Source organism: Bradyrhizobium sp. SZCCHNS3016 (genome assembly GCF_032484535.1).
Lineage (GTDB): Bacteria > Pseudomonadota > Alphaproteobacteria > Rhizobiales > Xanthobacteraceae > Bradyrhizobium.
The window spans coordinates 252,876-272,701 of sequence record NZ_JAUETE010000003.1; the positions used below are offsets into that span (position 1 = coordinate 252,876).

The window sequence follows — 19,826 nt, forward strand, 5'->3', positions numbered from 1 at the left end:
GCTGTTGAGCCGTCGTCCCGGCGCTCGCCGGGACGATGGACGACAAGTCGCTGGCGTCCGCACATCGTGCGGACGTCAACCTTCCTGGTGATCGCCAAGTAGTTCGTCATGCATGATAGTTCAGCTCCGCCGGCGATGCGTCCAGCCCTGCTGGAAATCCGCGGCCTGGCCAAGAGCTTCGGTGCGCTGAAGGCGCTGCAGGATGTCGACTTCACGCTGGGTGAGGGCGAGATTCACGCGCTGCTGGGCGAGAACGGCGCCGGCAAGTCGACCCTGATCAAGGTGGTCACCGGGGTGTTCGCGCGGGACGCCGGCACCGTGCGGCTGGCGGACCGCGAGATCGCGCCGCGCTCGGCCAAGGACGCCGTCGATGCCGGCATCGCGACCGTCTATCAGGAAGTGAATCTGCTGCCGAACCTCTCGGTGGCGCAGAACCTCTATCTCGGCCGGCAGCCGACTCGGTTCGGCGTCGTGCGCGAGGCCGAGATGCGGCGGCGCGCGCGTGCGCTGCTGCTGGATTATGGGCTGGACGTCGACGTCGGCGCACCGCTTTCGAGCTACTCGGTCGCGGTCCAGCATATCACGGCGATCGCGCGCGCCGTCGATCTGTCGGCGCGCGTCCTCATTCTCGACGAGCCCACGGCGAGCCTCGACCGCCACGAGGTCGAGATCCTGTTCAAGGTGATGCGAAAGCTTGCGGCTGATGGCATCGGCATCATCTTCGTCAGCCACTTCCTCGACCAGGTCTACGAGATCTGCGACCGCGTCACCGTGCTGCGCAACGGTCGGCTGATCGGCTCGCGCGAGATTGCCGATCTGCCGCGGCTCGACCTGATCCGCATGATGCTGGGCCGCGAGCTCGCCGAGACCACCGGCGAACGTGCCGCCAGCCAGCCCGAGACCGCACGCGAGGTCTGTGTCAGCTTCAAGGGCTACGGCAAGCAGGGCTATCTTGCGCCGTTCGATCTGGAGCTGCGCCGCGGCGAGGTGGTCGGGCTTGCCGGCCTGCTCGGCTCTGGCCGCACCGAGACGGCGCGGCTGGTGTTTGGCGCCGAGCGCGCCGACAGCGGTGCGGCCACCCTCAACGGCGAGATCGTGCGGCTGAATTCGCCGCGCGACGCCGCCGGGCTCGGCTTCGGCTATTGCCCGGAGGAGCGCAAGACCGAGGGCATCGTCGCCGATCTGACCGTGCGCGAGAACATCATCCTGGCGCTGCAGGCCCGGCGCGGCCTGCACCGGCCGCTGTCGCGGCGCGAGCAGGATGAGATCGCGATGCGCTACATTCGCCTGCTCGACATCAGGCCGCCCGACCCGGAACGGCCGATCGGGCTGTTGTCGGGCGGCAATCAGCAGAAGGCGCTTCTGGCGCGCTGGCTCGCCACGTCGCCGAAGCTCCTCGTTCTGGACGAACCGACCCGAGGCATCGATGTCGGCGCCCATGCCGAGATCATCCGGCTGGTGCGCGAGCTATGCGAGCAGGGGCTGGCGCTGCTTGTAATCTCCTCCGAGCTCGACGAGATCGTGACCTATTCCAACCGCGTCATCGTGCTGCGCGACCGCGCCCATGTCGAGGAGCTGAAGGGCGACGCCGTCGAGGTCTCCAGCATTCTTGCGGCGATCGCGGCCGATAGCGAGCCCGTGCGCGAGGCCGCATCATGACGCTTCGCATTCCCCGCCGTGGCCTGGCACAAGCGCTCGCACTGATCTTGATCCTGATCATCGATCGCGCGGTGTCGCCACAGTTCTTCAATCTCCATCTGCAGGACGGCCGGCTGTTCGGCAGCGTCATCGACGTCCTCAACCGCGGCACGCCGGTGGCGCTGCTGTCGCTGGGCATGGTGCTCGTGATCGCGACCGGCGGCATCGACCTCTCGGTCGGCGCCGTGATGGCGATCGCAGGCGCCACTGCGGCGAGCCTCGCCGATACGCAGCCGCTGCCGGTCGCGATCGGCTCGGCGCTCGCCGTCGGCCTCATCTGCGGGCTGTGGAACGGCATCCTCGTCGCCGTCCTGCGCATCCAGCCGATCGTCGCCACGCTCATTCTGATGGTCGCCGGGCGCGGCATCGCGCAGCTCATCACCGAGGGACGCATCGTCACGTTCACGTCGCCCGACCTGGTGTGGATGGGCAACGGCGCCGTGCTCGGCCTGCCGACGCCGATCGTGATCGCGATCGGCATGCTGCTGGTGACGGGGGCGGTCGTGCGCGGCACCGCGCTCGGGCTCCTGATCGAGGCGACCGGGGGCAATGCACGCGCGAGCGAACTCTCCGGCGTCGGCACCCGCGCCATGATCCTGTCGGTCTATGTCTGGTGCGGACTGTGCGCCGCGCTCGCGGGCGTCATTGTGGCCGCCGATATCATGGGCGCCGACGCCAACAATGCCGGGCTGTGGCTCGAGCTCGATGCGATCCTCGCCGTGGTGATCGGCGGCACCTCGCTGTTCGGCGGGCGATTCAGCCTGGTGCTGGCGGTCGCCGGCGCCCTGATCATCCAGGCCATGAACACCGGCATCCTGCTCTCGGGCTATCCGCCGGAGCTCAATCTGCTGGTCAAGGCCGTCGTCGTGCTCGCCGTGCTGCTGGCGCAGTCACCGCGGCTCGGCGATCTCTCGCGCTTCACGGCGCGCTGGCGGAGGACCAAGCCATGAGGGCATCGACCTCGATTGCGATCACCGCCTTCGTCCTCGTCGCCGGCTTCGCGCTGTGCGCGCTGCAGTTCCCGAACATTGCCTCGACCCGCGTCGTCGCCAATCTGCTCACCGACAACGCCTTCCTCGGCATCGTCGCGGCCGGCATGACCTTCGTCATCATCTCCGGCGGCATCGATCTGTCGGTCGGCTCGGTGATCGGCTTCACCACCGTGTTCGTGGCGCTCGCGGTCGAGCGCTGGGGCATTCCGCCGTTCGCTGCGTTTGCGCTGGTGCTCGTGCTGTGCGCGCTGTTCGGCGCCGCGATGGGCGCCGTCATCCACGTCTTCGACCTGCCGCCCTTCATCGTGACCCTCGCGGGCATGTTCCTTGCGCGCGGCGTCAGCTTCCTGCTGTCGACCGAGTCGATTCCGATCACCGCCCCGATCTACAGTGCCGTCTCCGACTTTGCGATCCGGCTGCCAGGCGGCGGACGACTCACCGCGATCGCGATTGCGATGCTGGTGATCCTGGTCTTGAGTGCGCTGCTGCTGCACCTCACCCGTTTCGGCGCCAACGTCTATGCGCTCGGCGGCAGCCGCGCCGCGACGGCCCTGATGGGCATTCCGGTCGGACCGATGACGATCCGCATCTATATGCTGTCGAGCGTGCTTGCGGGCCTCGCCGGCATCGTCTTCTCGTTCTACACCGCGGCCGGCTACTCGCTCTCGGCCGTCGGCGTCGAGCTCGATACAATCGCGGCCGTGGTGATCGGCGGAACATTGTTGACGGGCGGGCAGGGCTCCGTCATCGGCACCTTCCTTGGCGTCCTGATCCAGGGCATGATCCAGACCTACATCAACTTCGACGGCACGCTGTCGAGCTGGTGGACCAAGATCGCCACGGGGGTTCTGTTGTTCGTTTTCATTGCGCTGCAGCAAGGTCTGATGGCGCTGGCGCGCCGCTCGTCCATCAAACCGGCGGGGGCGAGGACATGACCTCGCAGCTCGTCTCGATTCCGACACGGCGCGCGCATTCCAACCATGCCGAGGTCGCCCGCAGCATCGGCATCGACATCATCTCCGGCCGATTGGCCGAGGGGGCGCGGCTGCCGGGTGATGCCGAGCTGACCGCGACCTTCGGCGTCTCACGGCCGGTGCTGCGCGAAAGCGTGAAGACGCTCGTTGCAAAAGGGCTGCTGTCGACCAAGGCGCGCGTCGGCACCGTGGTGCGCGGACGCTCGGACTGGAACATGTTCGATCCCGACGTGCTCGCCTGGCACCTCGACGCGGGCATCGACAAGCGCTTCCTCGCCGACCTCGCCGAGATCCGGTTGGCGATCGAGCCGCGCGCCGCGGCGCTCGCGGCGGAACGCCGTACGGATGACGACGTCGCGGCGATGCGCAAGGCGATGGCGCAGATGGAGCGCGAGCCATCGACATCGGTGGCTTTCGCCGAGGCTGACCTTGCGCTGCACATCGCGGTCGCCAATGCCTCGGGCAATCCCTTCATGCGCTCGATCGGCGCTGTCATCGAGGCCGCGTTGCGCGCCTCGTTCGTCCTGAGCGCCCCGATCGAGACCGCCGATCGCGACACCGTGCTGGTCTGGCACCAGCGCATCATCGATGCGATCGCGGATGGAGACGCCGAGGGCGCCTCCGAGGCCATGATCGAAGTCATCTACAACGGCCGGCGGCGCCATGCCCAGTCGGCTGCACGAACGGACCGGGAATGAGCAACGACAACGAGAAGAAGACGCTGCGGAGCCAGGCGTGGTTCGGCCGCCAGGACAAGATGGGCTTCTATTATCGCTCGTTCCTGAAGAACAGCGGCACGCCGCAGGATCGCTTCGAGGGCCGTCCGGTCATCGGCATCTGCAACACCTGGTCGGAGCTGACACCCTGCAACGCGCATTTCCGCGTCATCGCCGAGCATGTCCGCCAGGGCGTGCTCGATTCCGGCGGCTATCCGCTGGAGTTTCCGGTCTCCTCGCTCGGCGAGGTGACGATGCGCCCCACCGCGATGCTGTTCCGTAACCTCGCTTCGATGGATGTCGAGGAGGCGATCCGTGCGCACCCGCTCGACGGCGTCGTGCTGCTGATGGGCTGTGACAAGACCACGCCGGCGCTCTTGATGGGCGCCGCCTCGGCCAACCTGCCTGCGATCGGTGTCTCAGGCGGGCCACAACTGCGCGGCGTCTATCGTGGCCAGATCATCGGCTCCGGTACCAACATCATCTCGATGAGCGAGCAACTGCGTGCCGGCGAGATCACGCTGAAGGAATTCCACGAGGCCGAGGCCGGCATGAACCGCTCCGCCGGCAGCTGCATGACCATGGGCACGGCCTCGACGATGGCCTCGATGGTCGAGGCGCTCGGCATCGGCTTGCCGGAAAATGCGGCGATTCCGGCTGCGGATGCGCGGCGCAACCTGCTGGCCCGCATGGCCGGACGGCGCATCGTCCAGATGGTCGGCGAGGATCTCAAGCCGTCGGATATCCTGACGCGCCAGGCGTTCGAGAACGCGATCCGCACGCTGGCGGCGATCGGCGGTTCGACCAATGCCGTGGTGCATCTGCTCGCCATCGCCGGCCGTGTCGGCGTCGAGCTGACGCTCGACGATTTCGACCGGCTGTGCCGCGACGTGCATTGCCTGGTCGACCTGATGCCGTCGGGCCGCTTCCTGATGGAGGACTTCTACTACGCCGGCGGCCTGCCGGCCGTGTTGCGCGCGCTCGGCGAGCGCGGCCTTCTGCACAAGGACGCCCGCACCGTCAACGGCAAGACGCTATGGGACAACGTCGCCGCCGCGCCGAACTGGAACGCCGACGTCATCACCCCGTTCGACACGCCGTTCAAGACGGAAGCCGGCATCGCGATCCTCACCGGCAATCTCGCGCCCAACGGCGCCGTCATCAAGCCGTCGGCGGCCTCGCCGGAGCTGATGAATCATACGGGACGGGCGGTCGTGTTCGAGAGTGTCGAGGAGATGCATGACGCCGTCGACGACGACAATCTCGACATCGATGCGTCCTGCATCATGGTGCTGAAGAACTGTGGACCGAAGGGCTATCCGGGCATGGCCGAGGTCGGCAACATGCCGCTCCCGGCGAAGCTCCTGCGCCAGGGCGTGCGCGACATGATCCGCATCTCGGATGCGCGCATGTCGGGCACCGCTTACGGCACCGTCGTCCTGCACGTCGCGCCGGAGGCCACCGTCGGTGGACCGCTGGCGCTGGTGAAGAATGGCGACATGATCACGCTCGACGTCGCCGCCCGCGCGCTGCATCTGCATGTCAGCGACGAGGAGCTGGCGACGCGCCGCGCCGCATGGACGCCGCCGAAGCCGCATGCAGCCCGGGGCTATCAGAAGCTCTACATCGATCACGTGCTGCAGGCGGATCGCGGCGTCGATTTCGATTTTCTCGTTGGCCGCAGCGGCTCGCCGGTGCCGCGCGACAATCACTAGAGGTGCCGCATGACCGCTTCCGCCAAAAAGCTCTACAAGGGCGTCTTCCCGGTCGCGCCGACCATCTTCGACGCTGACGGCCGCCTCGATCTCGAGGGCCAGAAGCGCGCGATCGACTTCATGATCGATGCCGGCTCGCACGGCATCTGCATCCTCGCCAATTTCTCCGAGCAGTTCGTGCTGACCGATGACGAGCGCGATCTGGTGATGACCACGGTGCTGGAGCATGTTGCCGGCCGCGTGCCGATCATCGTCACCACGACGCATTTCTCGACCTTTGTCTGCGCCGAGCGTTCGCGCAGCGCGCAGGAGAAGGGCGCGGCCATGGTCATGGTGATGCCGCCCTATCACGGCGCCACCTTCCGCGTGCCTGATAGCTCGATCTACGAGTTCTATCGCGGCGTGTCGGACGCGATCTCGATCCCGATCATGGTGCAGGACGCGCCGGTCGCGGGCACGCCGCTGTCGGTGCCGTTCCTGGCGCGGATGGCCAAGGAGATCGAGAACCTCGCTTATTTCAAGATCGAAGTGCCGCGCGCGGCCGACAAGTTGCGCGCGCTGATCGAGGCCGGCGGCGCGGCCATCGAGGGGCCATGGGACGGCGAGGAAGCGATCACGCTGATGGCCGATCTCGATGCCGGCGCCACCGGCGCGATGACCGGCGGCGGTTATCCCGACGGCATCCGCAAGATCATCGATCCCTATTTCGCGGGCGACCGCGAGGCCGCGGCGGCGGCCTATGAGCGCTGGCTGCCGCTGATCAACTACGAGAACCGGCAGTGCGGGCTTGCCACCTGCAAGATCCTGATGAAGGAGGGCGGCGTGATCCGCCACGACACCTTGCGCAGCCCGCAGCCGGCGATTCATCCGGCGACGCAAAAGGGCCTGATCGAGATCGCGCGCCGGCTCGACCCGGTCGTGCTGCGCTGGGGCCGCTGAGATGGTCGAGCTTCGTGTCGCCATCGTCGGCTTCGGCAAGATCGCGCGCGATCAGCACGTGCCGGCGATCGCCGCCACCGAGGGCGTGACGTTGACGGCGGTGGCGAGTCGCAATGCCTCGCTGCCCGGCCTGCCGCATTTCGGCACGATCGAAGAGCTGCTGCGCGACGGACCCGAGATCGACGCGGTCGCGCTGTGCACCCCGCCGCAGGTACGCCGTGCGCAGGCGCTCGCCGCGCTCGAGGCCGGCAAGCATGTGATGCTGGAGAAGCCGCCGGGCGCCGCCGTCAGCGAGCTCGATCCGCTGGTCGCGCTTGCCGCCGCGAAGCGGCGCACGCTGTTCGCGACCTGGCATTCACGTTACGCGCCCGCCGTCGAGCCGGCGCGCGCGTGGCTGTCTTCCCGCCAGATTCGCAGCGTGCGGATCGACTGGAAGGAGGACGTGCGCGTCTGGCATCCGGGGCAGGGCTGGATCTGGGAGCCGGGCGGGCTCGGCGTGTTCGATCCGGGGATCAACGCGCTGTCGATCCTGACCCGCATCCTGCCCGAGCCGGTGTTCCTGACCGAGGCCGAACTGTCGTTTCCGTCCAACCGCCAGGCGCCGATCGCGGCCAACCTGTCACTGTCGACAGCCAGCGACCTGCCGATCGCGGCCGAGTTCGACTTCCGCCAGACCGGGCCGCAGAGCTGGGACATCCGGATCGAGACCGACGCCGGGCAGTTGAAGCTGTCGCTCGGCGGCGCGCGGATGACCGCGGACGATCAGCCGATGGTCGACGAGAAGGAGCGCGAATATTCCGGCCTCTATCGTCGCTTCGTCGAACTGACGAAGACCGGCGCGAGCGACGTCGATCTCGCGCCGCTGCGGCTGGTGGCCGATGCGTTCCTGCTCGGCCGCCGCCAATTCGTCGAGCCGTTCGAGGACTAGAGCGATGGCAGAAGCGCGGATCACCAGGGACGTGTTTGGCTGCCTGCCGGACGGCCGCGAGGTCGAGCGCGTCACCTTGCGTGGCGCTCACGGCTTCGAAGCGCGGATCATCACCTACGGCGCGGCGCTGCAGACGCTGCTGGTGCCGGATGCGCAGGGGCTCGTCGATGACGTGGTGCTCGGTCATGACGACTTGCTGAGCTACGTCAAGCTCCGAAAGTTCTTCGGTGCGACGGTCGGGCGCTACGCCAACCGCATTGCCAAGGCGCGCTTTTCGCTCGACGGTCAGGACCTGCGCCTCGACGCCAATAGTGGTGCACATGCATTGCATGGCGGCCCCGACGGCTTCGACCGCAAGCTCTGGCAGATCGTAGCCACCGAAGATAGGGCCCAGCCTTCGGTCACGATGCTCTATGTCAGCCCCGACGGCGAGGCCAACTATCCGGGGCGGCTCGACGTTCGTGTCACCTATCAGTTGACCGGGCCGATGGAGTTGGCTGTCAGCTTCAGCGCCCGGACCACCCGGACGACGGTGGTCAACCTGACCAACCACAGCTTCTTCAATCTCGATGGCCTGGCCGCCGGCACCGGCATTCTCGATCATCGTCTGACAGTCGAAGCCGACCACTATCTCGCGATCGACGAGACCGCGATCCCGCTGGAAGGGCCGCCGCACGCCGTGGCCGGCACGCCGTTCGATTTCCGCGAGCCGCATGCGGTCGGTGCCCGCATCCGCGCTGACGACCCGCAGATCAAATGCGGTCGCGGCTACGATCATAATTTCTGCCTTCGACAGCAGGCGGGGGTGCGCTTGGCCGCCCGGCTGGCGTCCCCGCGCTCGGGGCGCGTCATGGAGTTGCTCACCGACCAGCCGGGCCTGCAGGTCTATTCCGGCAACTATCTTGACGCGACCGTGACCGGAAAGGGGCGTGTCTATCGTCAGTCCGACGCGCTCTGCCTGGAGCCGCAGGCCTGGCCGGACAGTCCGAACCGTCCGGATTTTCCCAGCGCGCGTCTTGCGCCCGACGACGTCTACAAGCACGAGACGGTGTATCGCTTCTCGACCGCGGGAGCGTCCGCATGATGGAGCAGGTGCCGACCACGATCCTTTGCGACGAGCGCTGCCATCTCGGCGAGGGGCCGACCTACGATCCCCACACCGACACCGCCTGGTGGTTCGACATTCGTGAAGGCCTGCTGTTCGAGGCCAAGATCGGCAGCGGCGAACTTCGCCGCCATGGCCTCGGCAGGATGGCGAGCGCGCTCGGCCGTATCGATGCCAACAGGCAGTTGATCGTGGCCGAGGACGGGCTCTACATCCGCAGCATCGCCGACGGCGCGCTATCCCTGTATCTCCCGCTCGAAGCCGACAATCCGGCGACGCGGTCGAACGACTCTCGGGTTCATCCCTCCGGGACGTTCTGGATCGGCACCATGGGCCGCAACGCCGAGTGCGGCCTGGGCTCGATCTACGCGCTGCATCGCGGCGAGATCATCCGCCTGTTCCCCAACGTCACCATTCCCAACGCGATCTGCTTCTCGCCGGATGGCACGATCGGCTATTTCGCCGACACCGACGAGAACGTCCTCTACCGTGTCGCACTCGACCCGGAGACGGGCCTGCCGCGTGGTGAGCCGGAGGTCCTGCTGCGCCATGCCGGCGTCGGGGGGCTGGATGGCGCTGTCGTCGATGCGGAGGGACGGATCTGGAACGCGCGCTGGGGCGGCGGTTGCGTCGACGTCTACAGCCCGCAGGGCGAGCATCTCCGCAGCATCGCGGTTCCGGCCAGCCAGGCGAGCTGCCCGGCGTTCGTCGGTCCCGATCTGTCGCGCCTGCTGGTGACGTCGGCCTGGCAGGACATGGACGAGGCGGCCAAGGCGGCCGACCCCGGCCATGGCCAGACTTTCCTTCTTGACGTCGGCGCTCACGGTCGCGCCGAGCCCGACGTCAAGCTGTCGATCTGAGAGGAGGAACAATCAGTCAAGCGTCGTTCAGCCTAACAGCTAACTGGTATCAAGATACGCAATCGCGTATTCCTAGTTCAAATCTGAAAATCTTAAAGGGAGTGAAGCATGCTGAATTTCAAGACCATCATGGCCGCCGCGCTGGCCGGCCTCGGCGCCGTGGCGCTGTCCAGCGCCGCAATGGCCCAGAGCAAGGCGACCATCGGCATCGCGATGCCGACCAAGTCGTCGGCGCGCTGGATCGACGACGGCAACAACATGGTCAAGGTGCTGAAGGAGCGCGGCTACAACACCGACCTGCAATATGCCGAGGACGACATCCCGAACCAGCTCTCGCAGGTCGAGAACATGGTCACCAAGGGCGCCAAGGTGCTGGTCATCGCCGCGATCGACGGCACCACGCTGTCCGACGCGCTGAAGCAGGCCAAGGACAAGGGCGTCACCGTCATCGCCTATGACCGCCTGATCCGCGACACGCCGAACGTCGACTACTATGCAACGTTCGACAATTTCCAGGTCGGCGTGCTGCAGGCGCAATCGATCGTGGACAAGCTCGGCCTGAAGGACGGCAAGGGCCCGTTCAACATCGAGCTGTTCGGCGGATCGCCGGACGACAACAACGCCTACTTCTTCTACAACGGCGCGATGTCGGTGCTGCAGCCCTATCTCGACTCCGGCAAGCTGGTGGTCGCCTCCGGCCAGAAGGGCATGGACAAGGTTGCGACCTTGCGCTGGGACGGCGCCACCGCCCAGGCCCGCATGGACAACCTGCTCAGCGCCTATTACGGCAACAAGCGCGTCGACGCGGTGTTGTCGCCCTATGACGGCCTCTCGATCGGCATCATCTCGTCCCTGAAGGGCGTCGGCTATGGCAGCGGCAACCAGCCGATGCCGGTCATCTCCGGCCAGGATGCCGAGGTGCCGTCGGTCAAGGCGATCCTGCGTGGCGATCAGTACTCGACCATCTTCAAGGACACCCGCGACCTCGCCAAGGTGACCGCCGACATGGTCGATGCTGCGCTGAGCGGCAAGCAGGTGCAGGTCAACGACACCAAGACCTACAATAACGGCGTCAAGGTCGTCCCGGCCTACCTGCTCAAGCCGGTCGTCGTCGACAAGAGCAATTGGGAGAAGGTCCTGATCGGCAGCGGCTACTACAAGAAATCGCAAGTCGAGTGATCTCAATTGGCCGGCGAGCGCAGCCATGCGCTCGCCGGCCACTCACATCGAAGCGAGCTCAAGTGTTGCGGGATACAAAGCGATGACAGCAATTCTCGAGATGCGCAGCGTCAGCAAGAGCTTCGTGGGCGTGCAGGCGCTCCGCGACGTCAGCTTTACGGTCGAGGCGGGCGAGATCCACGCCCTGGTCGGCGAGAATGGCGCCGGCAAGTCGACCCTGATGAAGGTGCTGAGCGGCGTCTATCCGTACGGCCGCTATGAGGGCCAGATCATCTTCGAGGGCGAGGAGCGGCGCTTCCGCGACATCAACGATTCCGAAGCGCTCGGCATCATCATCATCCACCAGGAGCTCGCGCTGATCCCGCTGATGTCGATCGCCGAGAACATCTTCCTGTCGCATGCACCGTCACGCTTTGGTGTCATCGATCGTGACGAGATCTACCGCCGCACCCAGCAGTTGCTGGCTCAGGTGGGCTTGAAGGAATCGCCGGATACGCTGATCACCGATCTCGGCGTCGGCAAGCAGCAATTGGTCGAGATCGCCAAGGCGCTGTCCAAGCGTGTCAAGCTCTTGATCCTGGACGAGCCGACGGCGAGCCTGAACGAGGCCGATAGCCAGGCGCTGCTCGACCGCCTTGTCACCTTCCGCGAGCAGGGCATCTCCTCGATCCTGATCACGCACAAGCTCAACGAGGTCGCCCGCGTCGCCGATCGCATCACGGTGCTGCGCGACGGGCGCAGCGTCGACAGCATCGATTGCCGCGCCGAGCCGGTTCTGGAGGACCGGATCATTAAGAGCATGGTCAATCGCGACATGGCGCACCGCTTCCCCGAGCGGCAGCCCAAGATCGGTGAGCCCGTGTTCACGGTCGAGAACTGGTCGGTCTATCACCCGCAGCATTCCGACCGCCAGGTAATCAAGAACGTCGACTTCCAGGTGCGCCGTGGCGAGATCGTCGGCATCGCCGGCCTGATGGGCGCGGGGCGCACCGAATTCGCCATGAGCCTGTTCGGCCGCTCGTGGGGCGTCAACATCACGGGCCGCGCCCGCCTCGAAGGCCACGACGTCAATCTCAACAGCGTACCGGCGGCGATCGATGCCGGCCTCGCCTATGTCACCGAGGATCGCAAGCAGCTCGGCCTGATCCTGGCCGACGACGTGCGCAAGAACATCACCCTGGCGAGCCTATCTCAGGTCGCGCCGAACGGCGTGATCGACGACATCGCCGAGCTCAAGGCGGCGTCCGGTTACCGCGGCCGGATGCGCATTCGCTGCTCCGACGTCTATCAGGAGGCCGGCCAGCTCTCCGGCGGCAACCAGCAGAAGGTCGTGCTGTCGAAATGGCTGATGACCGATCCCAAGGTCTTGATCCTCGACGAGCCGACGCGGGGCATCGACGTTGGCGCAAAGTATGAGATTTACTGTATCATCCAGGAGCTCGCGGATGCCGGCCGGGGTGTCGTCGTGATCTCATCGGAGATGCCGGAGCTGCTCGGAATCTGCGACCGCATCTGCGTGATGAATGACGGCGCCTTCGTCGGCGAGTTCGCCGGACCGGAGGCGACGCAGGAAAAGATCATGCGCGCCATCATGCGCAACGAAACCATCAAGAACCAGGAGACGGCCGCGTAAGCGGTCGGGAGGACGCCAGCAATGACCGACAAGACGGTTTCGCTCCCGGAGGAGAAGTCGCATAGCGGCTTCCTGAAGAACAATCTGCGTAGCTACGGCATGCTGCTGTCGCTGTTCGTGATCATGCTGTTCTTCCAGTTCATGACCGACGGCACGCTGCTGCAGCCGCTCAATCTTACCAACCTGGTGCTGCAGAACAGCTACATCGTCATCATGGCGCTGGGCATGCTGCTGGTGATCGTGACCGGGCACATCGACCTGTCGGTCGGCTCGGTCGCTGGCTTCGTCGGTGCGGTCGCCGCCGTGCTGATGGTGCGCTATCACGTCGACTTCCCGCTCGCGATCATCGCCTGCCTGATCGTCGGCGCCGCGATCGGCGCCGCGCAGGGCTATTGGGTGGCCTATTTCGGCATTCCCTCCTTCATCGTCACCTTGGCCGGCATGCTCGTGTTCAAGGGTCTGGCGCTGGCGCTGCTGCAGGGGCAATCGGTCGGGCCGTTCCCGGGTACGTTCCAGAAGCTGTCGTCCGGCTTCATCCCTGAGTTCATGCCGAGCGCGGCGCATCTTTATCCCACGTCGCTCGCGATCGGCGCGGTGCTGACGCTCATTCTGGTCTATGCCAGCGTCAAGGGCCGTGCGCGCGAGGTGGAGCACGGCATCGAGGTCGAGCCGTTCGGCTTCTTCGCTGCCAAGAACGTCGTGCTGGCCGGCGCACTGATGTATTTCACCTATCTGATCGCCTCGCATCGCGGCCTGCCCAACGTGCTGGTCATCATGACGGCGCTGATCGCGCTCTACGGCTTCATGACACGCCGCACCGTGGTCGGCCGGCAGATCTATGCGGTCGGCGGCAACGCCAAGGCCGCCAAGCTGTCGGGCATCAAGACCGAGCGGCTCGTGTTCATGACCTTCGTCAACATGGGTGTGCTGGCGGCGCTGGCCGGCCTGATCTTCGCCGCCCGGCTCAACACCGCGACGCCGAAGGCCGGCCTCGGCTTCGAGCTCGACGTCATCGCGGCCTGCTTCATCGGCGGTGCCTCGGCCTACGGCGGCGTCGGACGGGTCGGCGGCGCTGTCATCGGCGCCATGATCATGGGCGTGATGAACAACGGCATGTCCATCCTCGGCATCGGCATCGACTATCAGCAGGTCATCAAGGGCCTGGTGCTGCTCGGCGCCGTCTGCATCGACGTCTACAACCAGCGCCGTTGAGTTCGGCGCGCAGCTCCCGGTGACGCTGTAACGACCTAGGGTAGGCAAAGCGACGCCGAAGGCGGCGCCTGCCCACCACGTCTAGCGACCCGCGTGAAAGCGGTGGGCACGCGGCATTCGCGTCGCGAATGCGGCTTTGCCCACCCTGCGCATTCACCAGAACTACACCACGTGGAAATTCGACACGCTGTCATTGGCGAGCTGAGCGACGAGCTGCAGCTCCCAGTCGATATAGGCCTGCATCGCTTCGGCGGCGTTGTCGGTGCCCTCATAGGGACGCTTGTAGACGTCGTCGGCAAGCGAGATCCATGAGGACCGATCGCTCTCCAGCACATGCCCGGCAGCCGTCCAGGCGCGCGTGCCGCCGGTGAGCACTCGGAGCTCACGCGTCGTCGCGGCACGTGCATCCGCAAGCGCAAACGCGGCTTCGCTGCCGTCGTTGCTGGTCAGCACGATCGGACCGTCGCCGGGCAGCTTGGCGAGATCATCCGCAAAGCGCGACGCCAGCACGAAATGTGCGCCCGGAATGTGTCCGGCCTTGTAGCTCGGACTGCGCGTGAGATCGACGATCGTCCACGCAGCGGGATCGGCCGCGAGTTGCTCGGCGCTGATTGCCGTGTCGCCAAGCTGCGGCAGCGGCGGTCGGCGTGCGGCGCGGATTTCCGTTTCGGTCGCTCCAACGACATCCGGTCCCACGACCGCCACGTCCCAGCCCATCTGCTTCAGCCATGACGCCGTCATGCGCGCGCGCACGCCGTCATCGTCGAACAGCACCAGACGGGCGCCGCGCACGCCCACCCACTCGTCGGTCGCCTGCACCAGCTGGCCGCCCGGTGCCGACGCGAAGCCGGTCGGATGGCCGGCGGCATGTTCCTCGGGCGTGCGGACGTCGAGGCAATACAGCGTGCGCACCCCGGCTTCGGCCTGATGGCGCGCGAATGTCGCGGCATCGAGCACGCCGACGCCGACGCGCTCGGCCCAGGCCTTGGCATCAGCCAGCGCGGTCGCGTAGCTCGTCCGTGGCCGCTCCAGGACGCGCGCGGTCTTGCCGCGCTCGACCTGATGGCCGGCAAGTGTCCAGCCGATCGTGCCGTTGCGCAACGCATAGATCTTGTTCGGCAGCCCGGCATTGATCAGCGACTGCGTGCCGATGATCGAGCGCGTGCGTCCGGCGCAGTTGACGATGATCGTGGTGTCGGGCGACGGCGCGACCTCGCGCGCCCGAAACGCCAGCTCGCCGCCGGGGACGCTGACCCCGCGCGGGATGCTCATGGTGCGATATTCCTCGAAGCGGCGGGCGTCGAGCACGACCAGATTCGACTCGCGCTCGATCAGCGCCTTGGCTTCGTCGGCCGACAGCGACGGCGTGTGCCGGATGGCCTCGACCAATTCGCCGAACGCCTTGCTCGGCACGTTGACGTCCCGGAACACCTCGCCATGGCGCGCATAGCCCGACAGCCCTCCAGCGAGCATCGCGACGTCGGTGTAGCCCAGTGCATGAATGCGCGGCACCGCGCGGGCGGCATAGCCTTCGCCATCATCATAGACGACGACGGGTACATTCAGACGCGGCACGAGGTCGAGGATGCGCAGCTCGATCTGCGACAGTGGCAGCGACACCGCGAAGAACGGGTGCGACAGCGAATAGGGGCCTTCCTCGCGGACGTCGAGCAGTGCCACCTCCTCGCCGGCGCGCCAGCGCCGCCGCAACTCGGTCGGTGTGATGATGCGGAAACCGTCAGGCGGCGGTGCGGTCGGGCCAGAGGTTGGGGACGGTGTCATTCGAATATCCGGAAATGAAGTCTCGGGCGGCGCCGGTCTCCGCATCGTACACCGCGCGGCGGATGCGGCCGATATTGCCGCCATAGACGTGGATGCTGATCGAGGAGCGGTCCGCCAGACCGTTGGAGATCGCGTGGATGTCGCCAATGTGTGGCGATACCGCGGCCGTTTGTCCAGCCCGCAGCCGCTCCGGCGCAGTCGCGCGCAACGTGCCGTCCGGCTGCCGCGCATAGGCGACCGAGAGTTCCTCGCCGCGCAGCACGCCGACGAGGCCCCAGACGCGATGGTCGTGCACCGGCGTGCCCTGGCCGGGGCCCCACACGAAGCTCACGATGGAGAACCGATCGAGCGGATCGGCATACAGCAGATATTGTCGGTAGCGGCCGCCGTCGGCGGCCGCAAAGGCCTGAGGCAGCCAGTCGTCATGCGCGACCAGCTCCTTCAGTTTCGGTGCGAGCGCGGCGAGCAGCTCCGGCTCGTTTGTCGTGCTTGCGACGAGGCGTGCCGTATCGGCGACGAAGTCGCGGAAGCGCGCAATGTCAGTCATGTCGGGCTCGTGTCGTATCGAGGCGGGAGGCCGCCGATGGGCGGCGCGATGGGCGAGGGATCTGGTCCCACTCAGACGTGAGGGCCGAGCATCGCGATGTAGAACAGGTCCTCATTGGACAACTCGGCGGCCGGGCGCCGGGTGAGGATGTCGTGCGCTTTGAGACGGCTGTCAGCGCGCCCTTGCGGCAGCAAATGACCGAGCCAGCCTCCGAACCATGAGACGTAGCGCATGAGAGCCTCCGCGCGGTTTGATCACGTCCTTGATATCACGCCACGACCGGCATCGAACAGAGCCCGGCACGGCTCCGCATCACTTTGGCAGATCATGCCTGTTGAAGCACCTCGCCGGCAAATTCCTTTTCCGCATCGTACGCGTCGCGCTGCTCTGCTTCTCCATCGGTCGCGTCTGCGCCGGCATTCCGGCCCGTCAGGCTTTCGTGCCAATGGGTGCGGAATGCCATCCATGATGCGTGATCCTGGAAGGCAACCTCGGCGAACCACTCGACCGTGACGGCGCCGCTCGGCCAGTAGCGTTCCTGGTCATGCCAGCACACGACAGGCCAGCGCGGATTGCGGTAGGAGCGGCCGGTCTCATCATGCAGCGATGGCCGGCCGAGATGATCGATCAGCCATGACATCACCTCGGGCAGGAACGTGGCGGCAAACGACACGCCATGGCGGCCGAGCCGCTGCGGCATGCGCATGACGCGCTGATCGATGATGGCGAAGGCCGGCGGCACCGCGCCGACATTGAACTGGCGGATCATCAGCAGGCGGAAGCCGCATTCGCAGAGCTCTGCAGGCACGGCATGGATCGCCGTCGGCTGCAGCGGAGCCGTCATGTTCATACCAGTGCTCCCTTCGCCCGTTCGAGCATGTCGTCGGATGAAAGCTGCGCGCCGTCGCGCTGGACGGTCGCGCCGAAGGTGCACGCCAGCGCCGCGCACACCGCAAGCGCCGCGGCCTCCTCACGCGGATCGCCGCCCCATTTCAATGTCATCACGACGTCGCCCCCGTGCTGAGATGAATCGGCGAAGCGCAGATCGAATCCGGCGTCCTCGCCGTCGAGCGTGCAGGGCTGGTAGCCCGACGTCGCGAGCGGCACATAGCCGTCGTCGAGCGTCAGCGCGAAGGGCAGGCGGTCGATGGCGTGCTGCAACGCTGTGCGCGTCGGCACATCGCTGCGTTTCAGATAGGCGGTCAGAACGCGTGCCATCCCTGTCTCCCGTCGGCATCTGCACGTTGCTGGTCGCAGCCTGCGCAGATCGCCTTGCGTGGAGACGGACATTCGACCCGAATCCGACGCGACGAAAATCAACAATCCCCGACATTGCTGCCGGTCAGGGAGGGTAGATCAAATTTCGTGCCAGATGCGGCGATCAGTGGAGACGATGGCCGTCGGCGTCGTGTTCCGGCGTCGCGAGCTGCGCGATCGGGCTGGATTGGTGGTGGATCATCCGCCAGGCGCCGTCGATGCGCGCGAAGTGATTGGCCGCCGCGAGCGCCGCGCCGTCGACCAGCTCGATGCAGAGCACGTGGCCATGATCGCCGTCGACGATCGCGTGCGGGTCCGCGCAGACGATGTTCGGCCGGCCTGGGTTGGCGAGGATGTCGCGCCAGCTGCCGATCACGGCGGCGCGGCCGACGATCGCCGGCCAGCCCGGATGAATGCAGGAGATGCCGTCGCGATCGGCCCAGAGGGCAACGAGTGCCGCGAAATCGCCGGCCGTGAAGGCAGCATAGAAGGCCGCATTGGCGGCCAGGATCTCGCGCTCGTCGCTCATTGTGATGGCGTGAGCCAAGCCGGTGCGAAAATCAAGCAATGTTTGGAAACGCACATCCCCTGGTGCGCAAAAACTTGCAAGCTTCTTGCAGGACCCGGTCGAGACGCGATCGCAACGCATCAGCCGAGGTCCTGCCATGCTCGAAACGGCCATTGTCGGAGGTGGATTGTGCGGAATGGCACTCGCGCGCAGCCTGCAGCAGCGCGGCAGCACGTTCGCTTTGTTCGAAGCCCGACATCGCCTGGGCGGGCGTGTGCTGTCGGTCAGGAGCAAGGCGGGGCTTGCGCTGGACCTCGGCCCGACCTGGTTCTGGCCGGACACCCAGCCGCTGCTGACCGGCCTGATCGCGGAGCTCGGCCTGTCCGACTTTGCCCAGCACGATGACGGCACGGTTCTTCATCTGAAGGAGGCGGACAAGTCGGCCGAGCAGATCGGCGGGCCGCCGGTCCACCAGGGCGCGCGCCGGCTCTCCGGCGGCATGACGAAGCTGGTCGAGGCGCTGGCGCGTGATCTGCCGCAGCCCTTCATCCATCTCGGCCATGAGCTGGTGCGCATCGTCGATTGCGGCACGCATGTGCGGCTGATCTTTGCCACATCAACGGAATCGGTCGCGATCGAGGCCAAGCGCGCCGTGCTCGCGCTGCCGCCGCGGCTGCTGATCGATCACGTCGGCTTCTTTCCCGAGCTGGACGACGCGACCTTCGATGCGATGCGCGGTGCCGAGACCTGGATGGCGGCGCAGGCCAAGGTCGTGATCGCCTACGACCAGGCGCATTGGCGCGACCAGGGGCGGTCCGGCAATGCGTTCGTCAGCCACGAGCAGGCCGTGATCGGCGAGATCTTCGACGCCTGCGATGCCGGCGGCGACCGTGCTGCGCTCGGCGGCTTCCTTGCCTTCTCGCCCGATCTGCGCGCGACCTTCAGTGTCGGGCTGCCGCTGCTGATGGACAGCCAGATGGTGCAGCTGTTCGGCTCCGCGCTGGAAGGCGGCGAGCAGCACTATCAGGACTGGGCGGCCGAGCGCTTCACCTGCAGCGCATTGGATCGCACCACGCCGCGCGGCGAGCACAGCGAGATCGCCAATCCGATGCTGCGGCGGGCGCTATGGGACGGGCGGCTGCACCTCGGTGGCGCCGAGACCGCAAGCCACGCGGCCGGCTATCTCGAAGGTGCCCTGAACGCCGCCAAGCGCATCGAGCGTGCGATGGCCCGGAGCATGGGCGAGATCGCCGGGCCGCGGCCGGCCGTGGCGATCGGCGACGGGCTGTCGGGCAACGCAGCGAGCCTCGCCTGGTTCGGCGCCTGGGTCGCCGCGCAGCGTGATGCCGCGTTCGACGATTATCGGCAGCGGCTCAACCGCAGCCTCGCTATGCAGCAGCGCGAGCAACTGACCCAGCTCGCTGTTCTCGGAGCCACCGAGGGGGTGTTCGCGGCGGCGCTGCAGGTGCTGGACGCACTGACCTTCGACATGCGCGACGTCGCCGTCGAACGCGGGCGCTCCGCCCTGATGCCGGAGATCCAGAAACCGTTCCGCGATGTCATGCAGTCGCTGCTCGACGATGCCATAGCCTTCAATCGCACCTCCTGCGCGCTGTCGAACTTTCCGTTCGAGCACAAGTCGTCGAAGGACTACGTGCAGACGATCCTGCGCGACATCGCCGCCGCCTGGCAGGAGTTCTCGCTCGCCGCCAACCGCCTGCTGCTGGCAAAGGCGGAAGACGTGACGCGCACGCCGACGAGAATGTCGTCGTGAGTCCGAC

The 19,826-nt window shown here is 66.5% G+C and carries 19 protein-coding genes; 13 read left to right on the forward strand and 6 right to left on the reverse strand.

The window, feature by feature from the left end; all coding sequences use genetic code 11:
- The first annotated feature begins 108 nt into the window (after positions 1–108).
- The 12 genes from QW881_RS08635 to mmsB all read left to right on the forward strand — a co-directional run bounded on the left by QW881_RS08635 (position 109) and on the right by mmsB (position 13,951).
- On the forward strand, positions 109–1,659 hold the full coding sequence (locus QW881_RS08635; protein ID WP_316158221.1) for a sugar ABC transporter ATP-binding protein: 1,551 nt from the start codon (positions 109–111) through the stop codon (positions 1,657–1,659).
- Positions 1,656–2,648, forward strand: coding sequence for an ABC transporter permease (locus tag QW881_RS08640; protein ID WP_316158223.1), 993 nt, complete (start codon positions 1,656–1,658; stop codon positions 2,646–2,648). The genes QW881_RS08635 and QW881_RS08640 overlap by 4 nt, the downstream gene beginning before the upstream one ends.
- A complete protein-coding gene (gene yjfF, locus QW881_RS08645; RefSeq protein WP_315755444.1) occupies positions 2,645–3,625 on the forward strand; it encodes a galactofuranose ABC transporter, permease protein YjfF in 981 nt (326 codons plus the stop codon). Before QW881_RS08640 ends, yjfF begins: the two co-directional genes overlap by 4 nt.
- Complete coding sequence (locus QW881_RS08650) at positions 3,622–4,362, forward strand: FadR/GntR family transcriptional regulator (RefSeq protein WP_315755446.1); 741 nt, start codon at positions 3,622–3,624, stop codon at positions 4,360–4,362. Before yjfF ends, QW881_RS08650 begins: the two co-directional genes overlap by 4 nt.
- Positions 4,359–6,095, forward strand: a complete 1,737-nt coding sequence (locus QW881_RS08655) for an IlvD/Edd family dehydratase (RefSeq protein ID WP_315755447.1) — start codon at positions 4,359–4,361, stop codon at positions 6,093–6,095. Before QW881_RS08650 ends, QW881_RS08655 begins: the two co-directional genes overlap by 4 nt.
- A 9-nt stretch (positions 6,096–6,104) precedes the next feature.
- Positions 6,105–7,034: a dihydrodipicolinate synthase family protein gene (locus QW881_RS08660; protein WP_315755448.1), complete on the forward strand. Its 930-nt coding sequence runs from the start codon at positions 6,105–6,107 to the stop codon at positions 7,032–7,034.
- A 1-nt stretch (position 7,035) separates the two neighbouring features.
- On the forward strand, positions 7,036–7,962 hold the full coding sequence (locus QW881_RS08665; RefSeq protein ID WP_315755449.1) for a Gfo/Idh/MocA family oxidoreductase: 927 nt from the start codon (positions 7,036–7,038) through the stop codon (positions 7,960–7,962).
- A 4-nt stretch (positions 7,963–7,966) separates the two neighbouring features.
- Positions 7,967–9,046 (forward strand): aldose epimerase family protein, encoded by a 1,080-nt coding sequence (locus QW881_RS08670; RefSeq protein WP_315755450.1) that lies wholly within the window; start codon positions 7,967–7,969, stop codon positions 9,044–9,046.
- Complete coding sequence (locus QW881_RS08675) at positions 9,046–9,927, forward strand: SMP-30/gluconolactonase/LRE family protein (RefSeq protein ID WP_315755502.1); 882 nt, start codon at positions 9,046–9,048, stop codon at positions 9,925–9,927. Before QW881_RS08670 ends, QW881_RS08675 begins: the two co-directional genes overlap by 1 nt.
- A gap of 108 nt (positions 9,928–10,035) precedes the next feature.
- Positions 10,036–11,106 carry a multiple monosaccharide ABC transporter substrate-binding protein gene (gene chvE, locus QW881_RS08680; RefSeq protein WP_315755452.1) on the forward strand — a complete coding sequence of 357 codons (1,071 nt, stop codon included), beginning with the start codon at positions 10,036–10,038 and terminating at the stop codon, positions 11,104–11,106.
- An 82-nt stretch (positions 11,107–11,188) separates the two neighbouring features.
- Positions 11,189–12,739: a multiple monosaccharide ABC transporter ATP-binding protein gene (mmsA, locus tag QW881_RS08685; protein ID WP_315755453.1), complete on the forward strand. Its 1,551-nt coding sequence runs from the start codon at positions 11,189–11,191 to the stop codon at positions 12,737–12,739.
- Positions 12,740–12,760: 21 nt separating this feature from the next.
- Positions 12,761–13,951 carry a multiple monosaccharide ABC transporter permease gene (gene mmsB, locus QW881_RS08690; RefSeq protein ID WP_315755454.1) on the forward strand — a complete coding sequence of 397 codons (1,191 nt, stop codon included), beginning with the start codon at positions 12,761–12,763 and terminating at the stop codon, positions 13,949–13,951.
- A gap of 162 nt (positions 13,952–14,113) precedes the next feature.
- Here mmsB and QW881_RS08695 read toward each other — a convergent pair whose 3' ends face one another.
- From QW881_RS08695 to QW881_RS08720, 6 genes are all read right to left on the reverse strand, one after another.
- A complete protein-coding gene (locus QW881_RS08695; RefSeq protein WP_315755455.1) occupies positions 14,114–15,733 on the reverse strand; it encodes a rhodanese-like domain-containing protein in 1,620 nt (539 codons plus the stop codon).
- Positions 15,690–16,280 carry a cysteine dioxygenase gene (locus tag QW881_RS08700; protein WP_315755456.1) on the reverse strand — a complete coding sequence of 197 codons (591 nt, stop codon included), beginning with the start codon at positions 16,278–16,280 and terminating at the stop codon, positions 15,690–15,692. Before QW881_RS08700 ends, QW881_RS08695 begins: the two co-directional genes overlap by 44 nt.
- Before the next feature lie 71 nt (positions 16,281–16,351).
- Positions 16,352–16,513 (reverse strand): hypothetical protein, encoded by a 162-nt coding sequence (locus QW881_RS08705; RefSeq protein ID WP_315738455.1) that lies wholly within the window; start codon positions 16,511–16,513, stop codon positions 16,352–16,354.
- A 92-nt stretch (positions 16,514–16,605) separates the two neighbouring features.
- Positions 16,606–17,124 carry a hypothetical protein gene (locus tag QW881_RS08710; protein ID WP_315755503.1) on the reverse strand — a complete coding sequence of 173 codons (519 nt, stop codon included), beginning with the start codon at positions 17,122–17,124 and terminating at the stop codon, positions 16,606–16,608.
- Between the two features lie 2 nt (positions 17,125–17,126).
- The gene (locus QW881_RS08715; RefSeq protein ID WP_315755458.1) at positions 17,127–17,498 is read right to left on the reverse strand and encodes a hypothetical protein; all 372 of its coding nucleotides are present in this window, start codon (positions 17,496–17,498) and stop codon (positions 17,127–17,129) included.
- A 163-nt stretch (positions 17,499–17,661) separates the two neighbouring features.
- Entirely contained in the window at positions 17,662–18,066 is a 405-nt protein-coding gene (locus QW881_RS08720; protein WP_315755459.1) for a nuclear transport factor 2 family protein, read from the reverse strand.
- A gap of 136 nt (positions 18,067–18,202) precedes the next feature.
- Between QW881_RS08720 and QW881_RS08725 the strand changes: the two genes are divergently transcribed.
- Positions 18,203–19,819: a flavin monoamine oxidase family protein gene (locus QW881_RS08725; RefSeq protein WP_316158228.1), complete on the forward strand. Its 1,617-nt coding sequence runs from the start codon at positions 18,203–18,205 to the stop codon at positions 19,817–19,819.
- Positions 19,820–19,826: the final 7 nt, after the last annotated feature.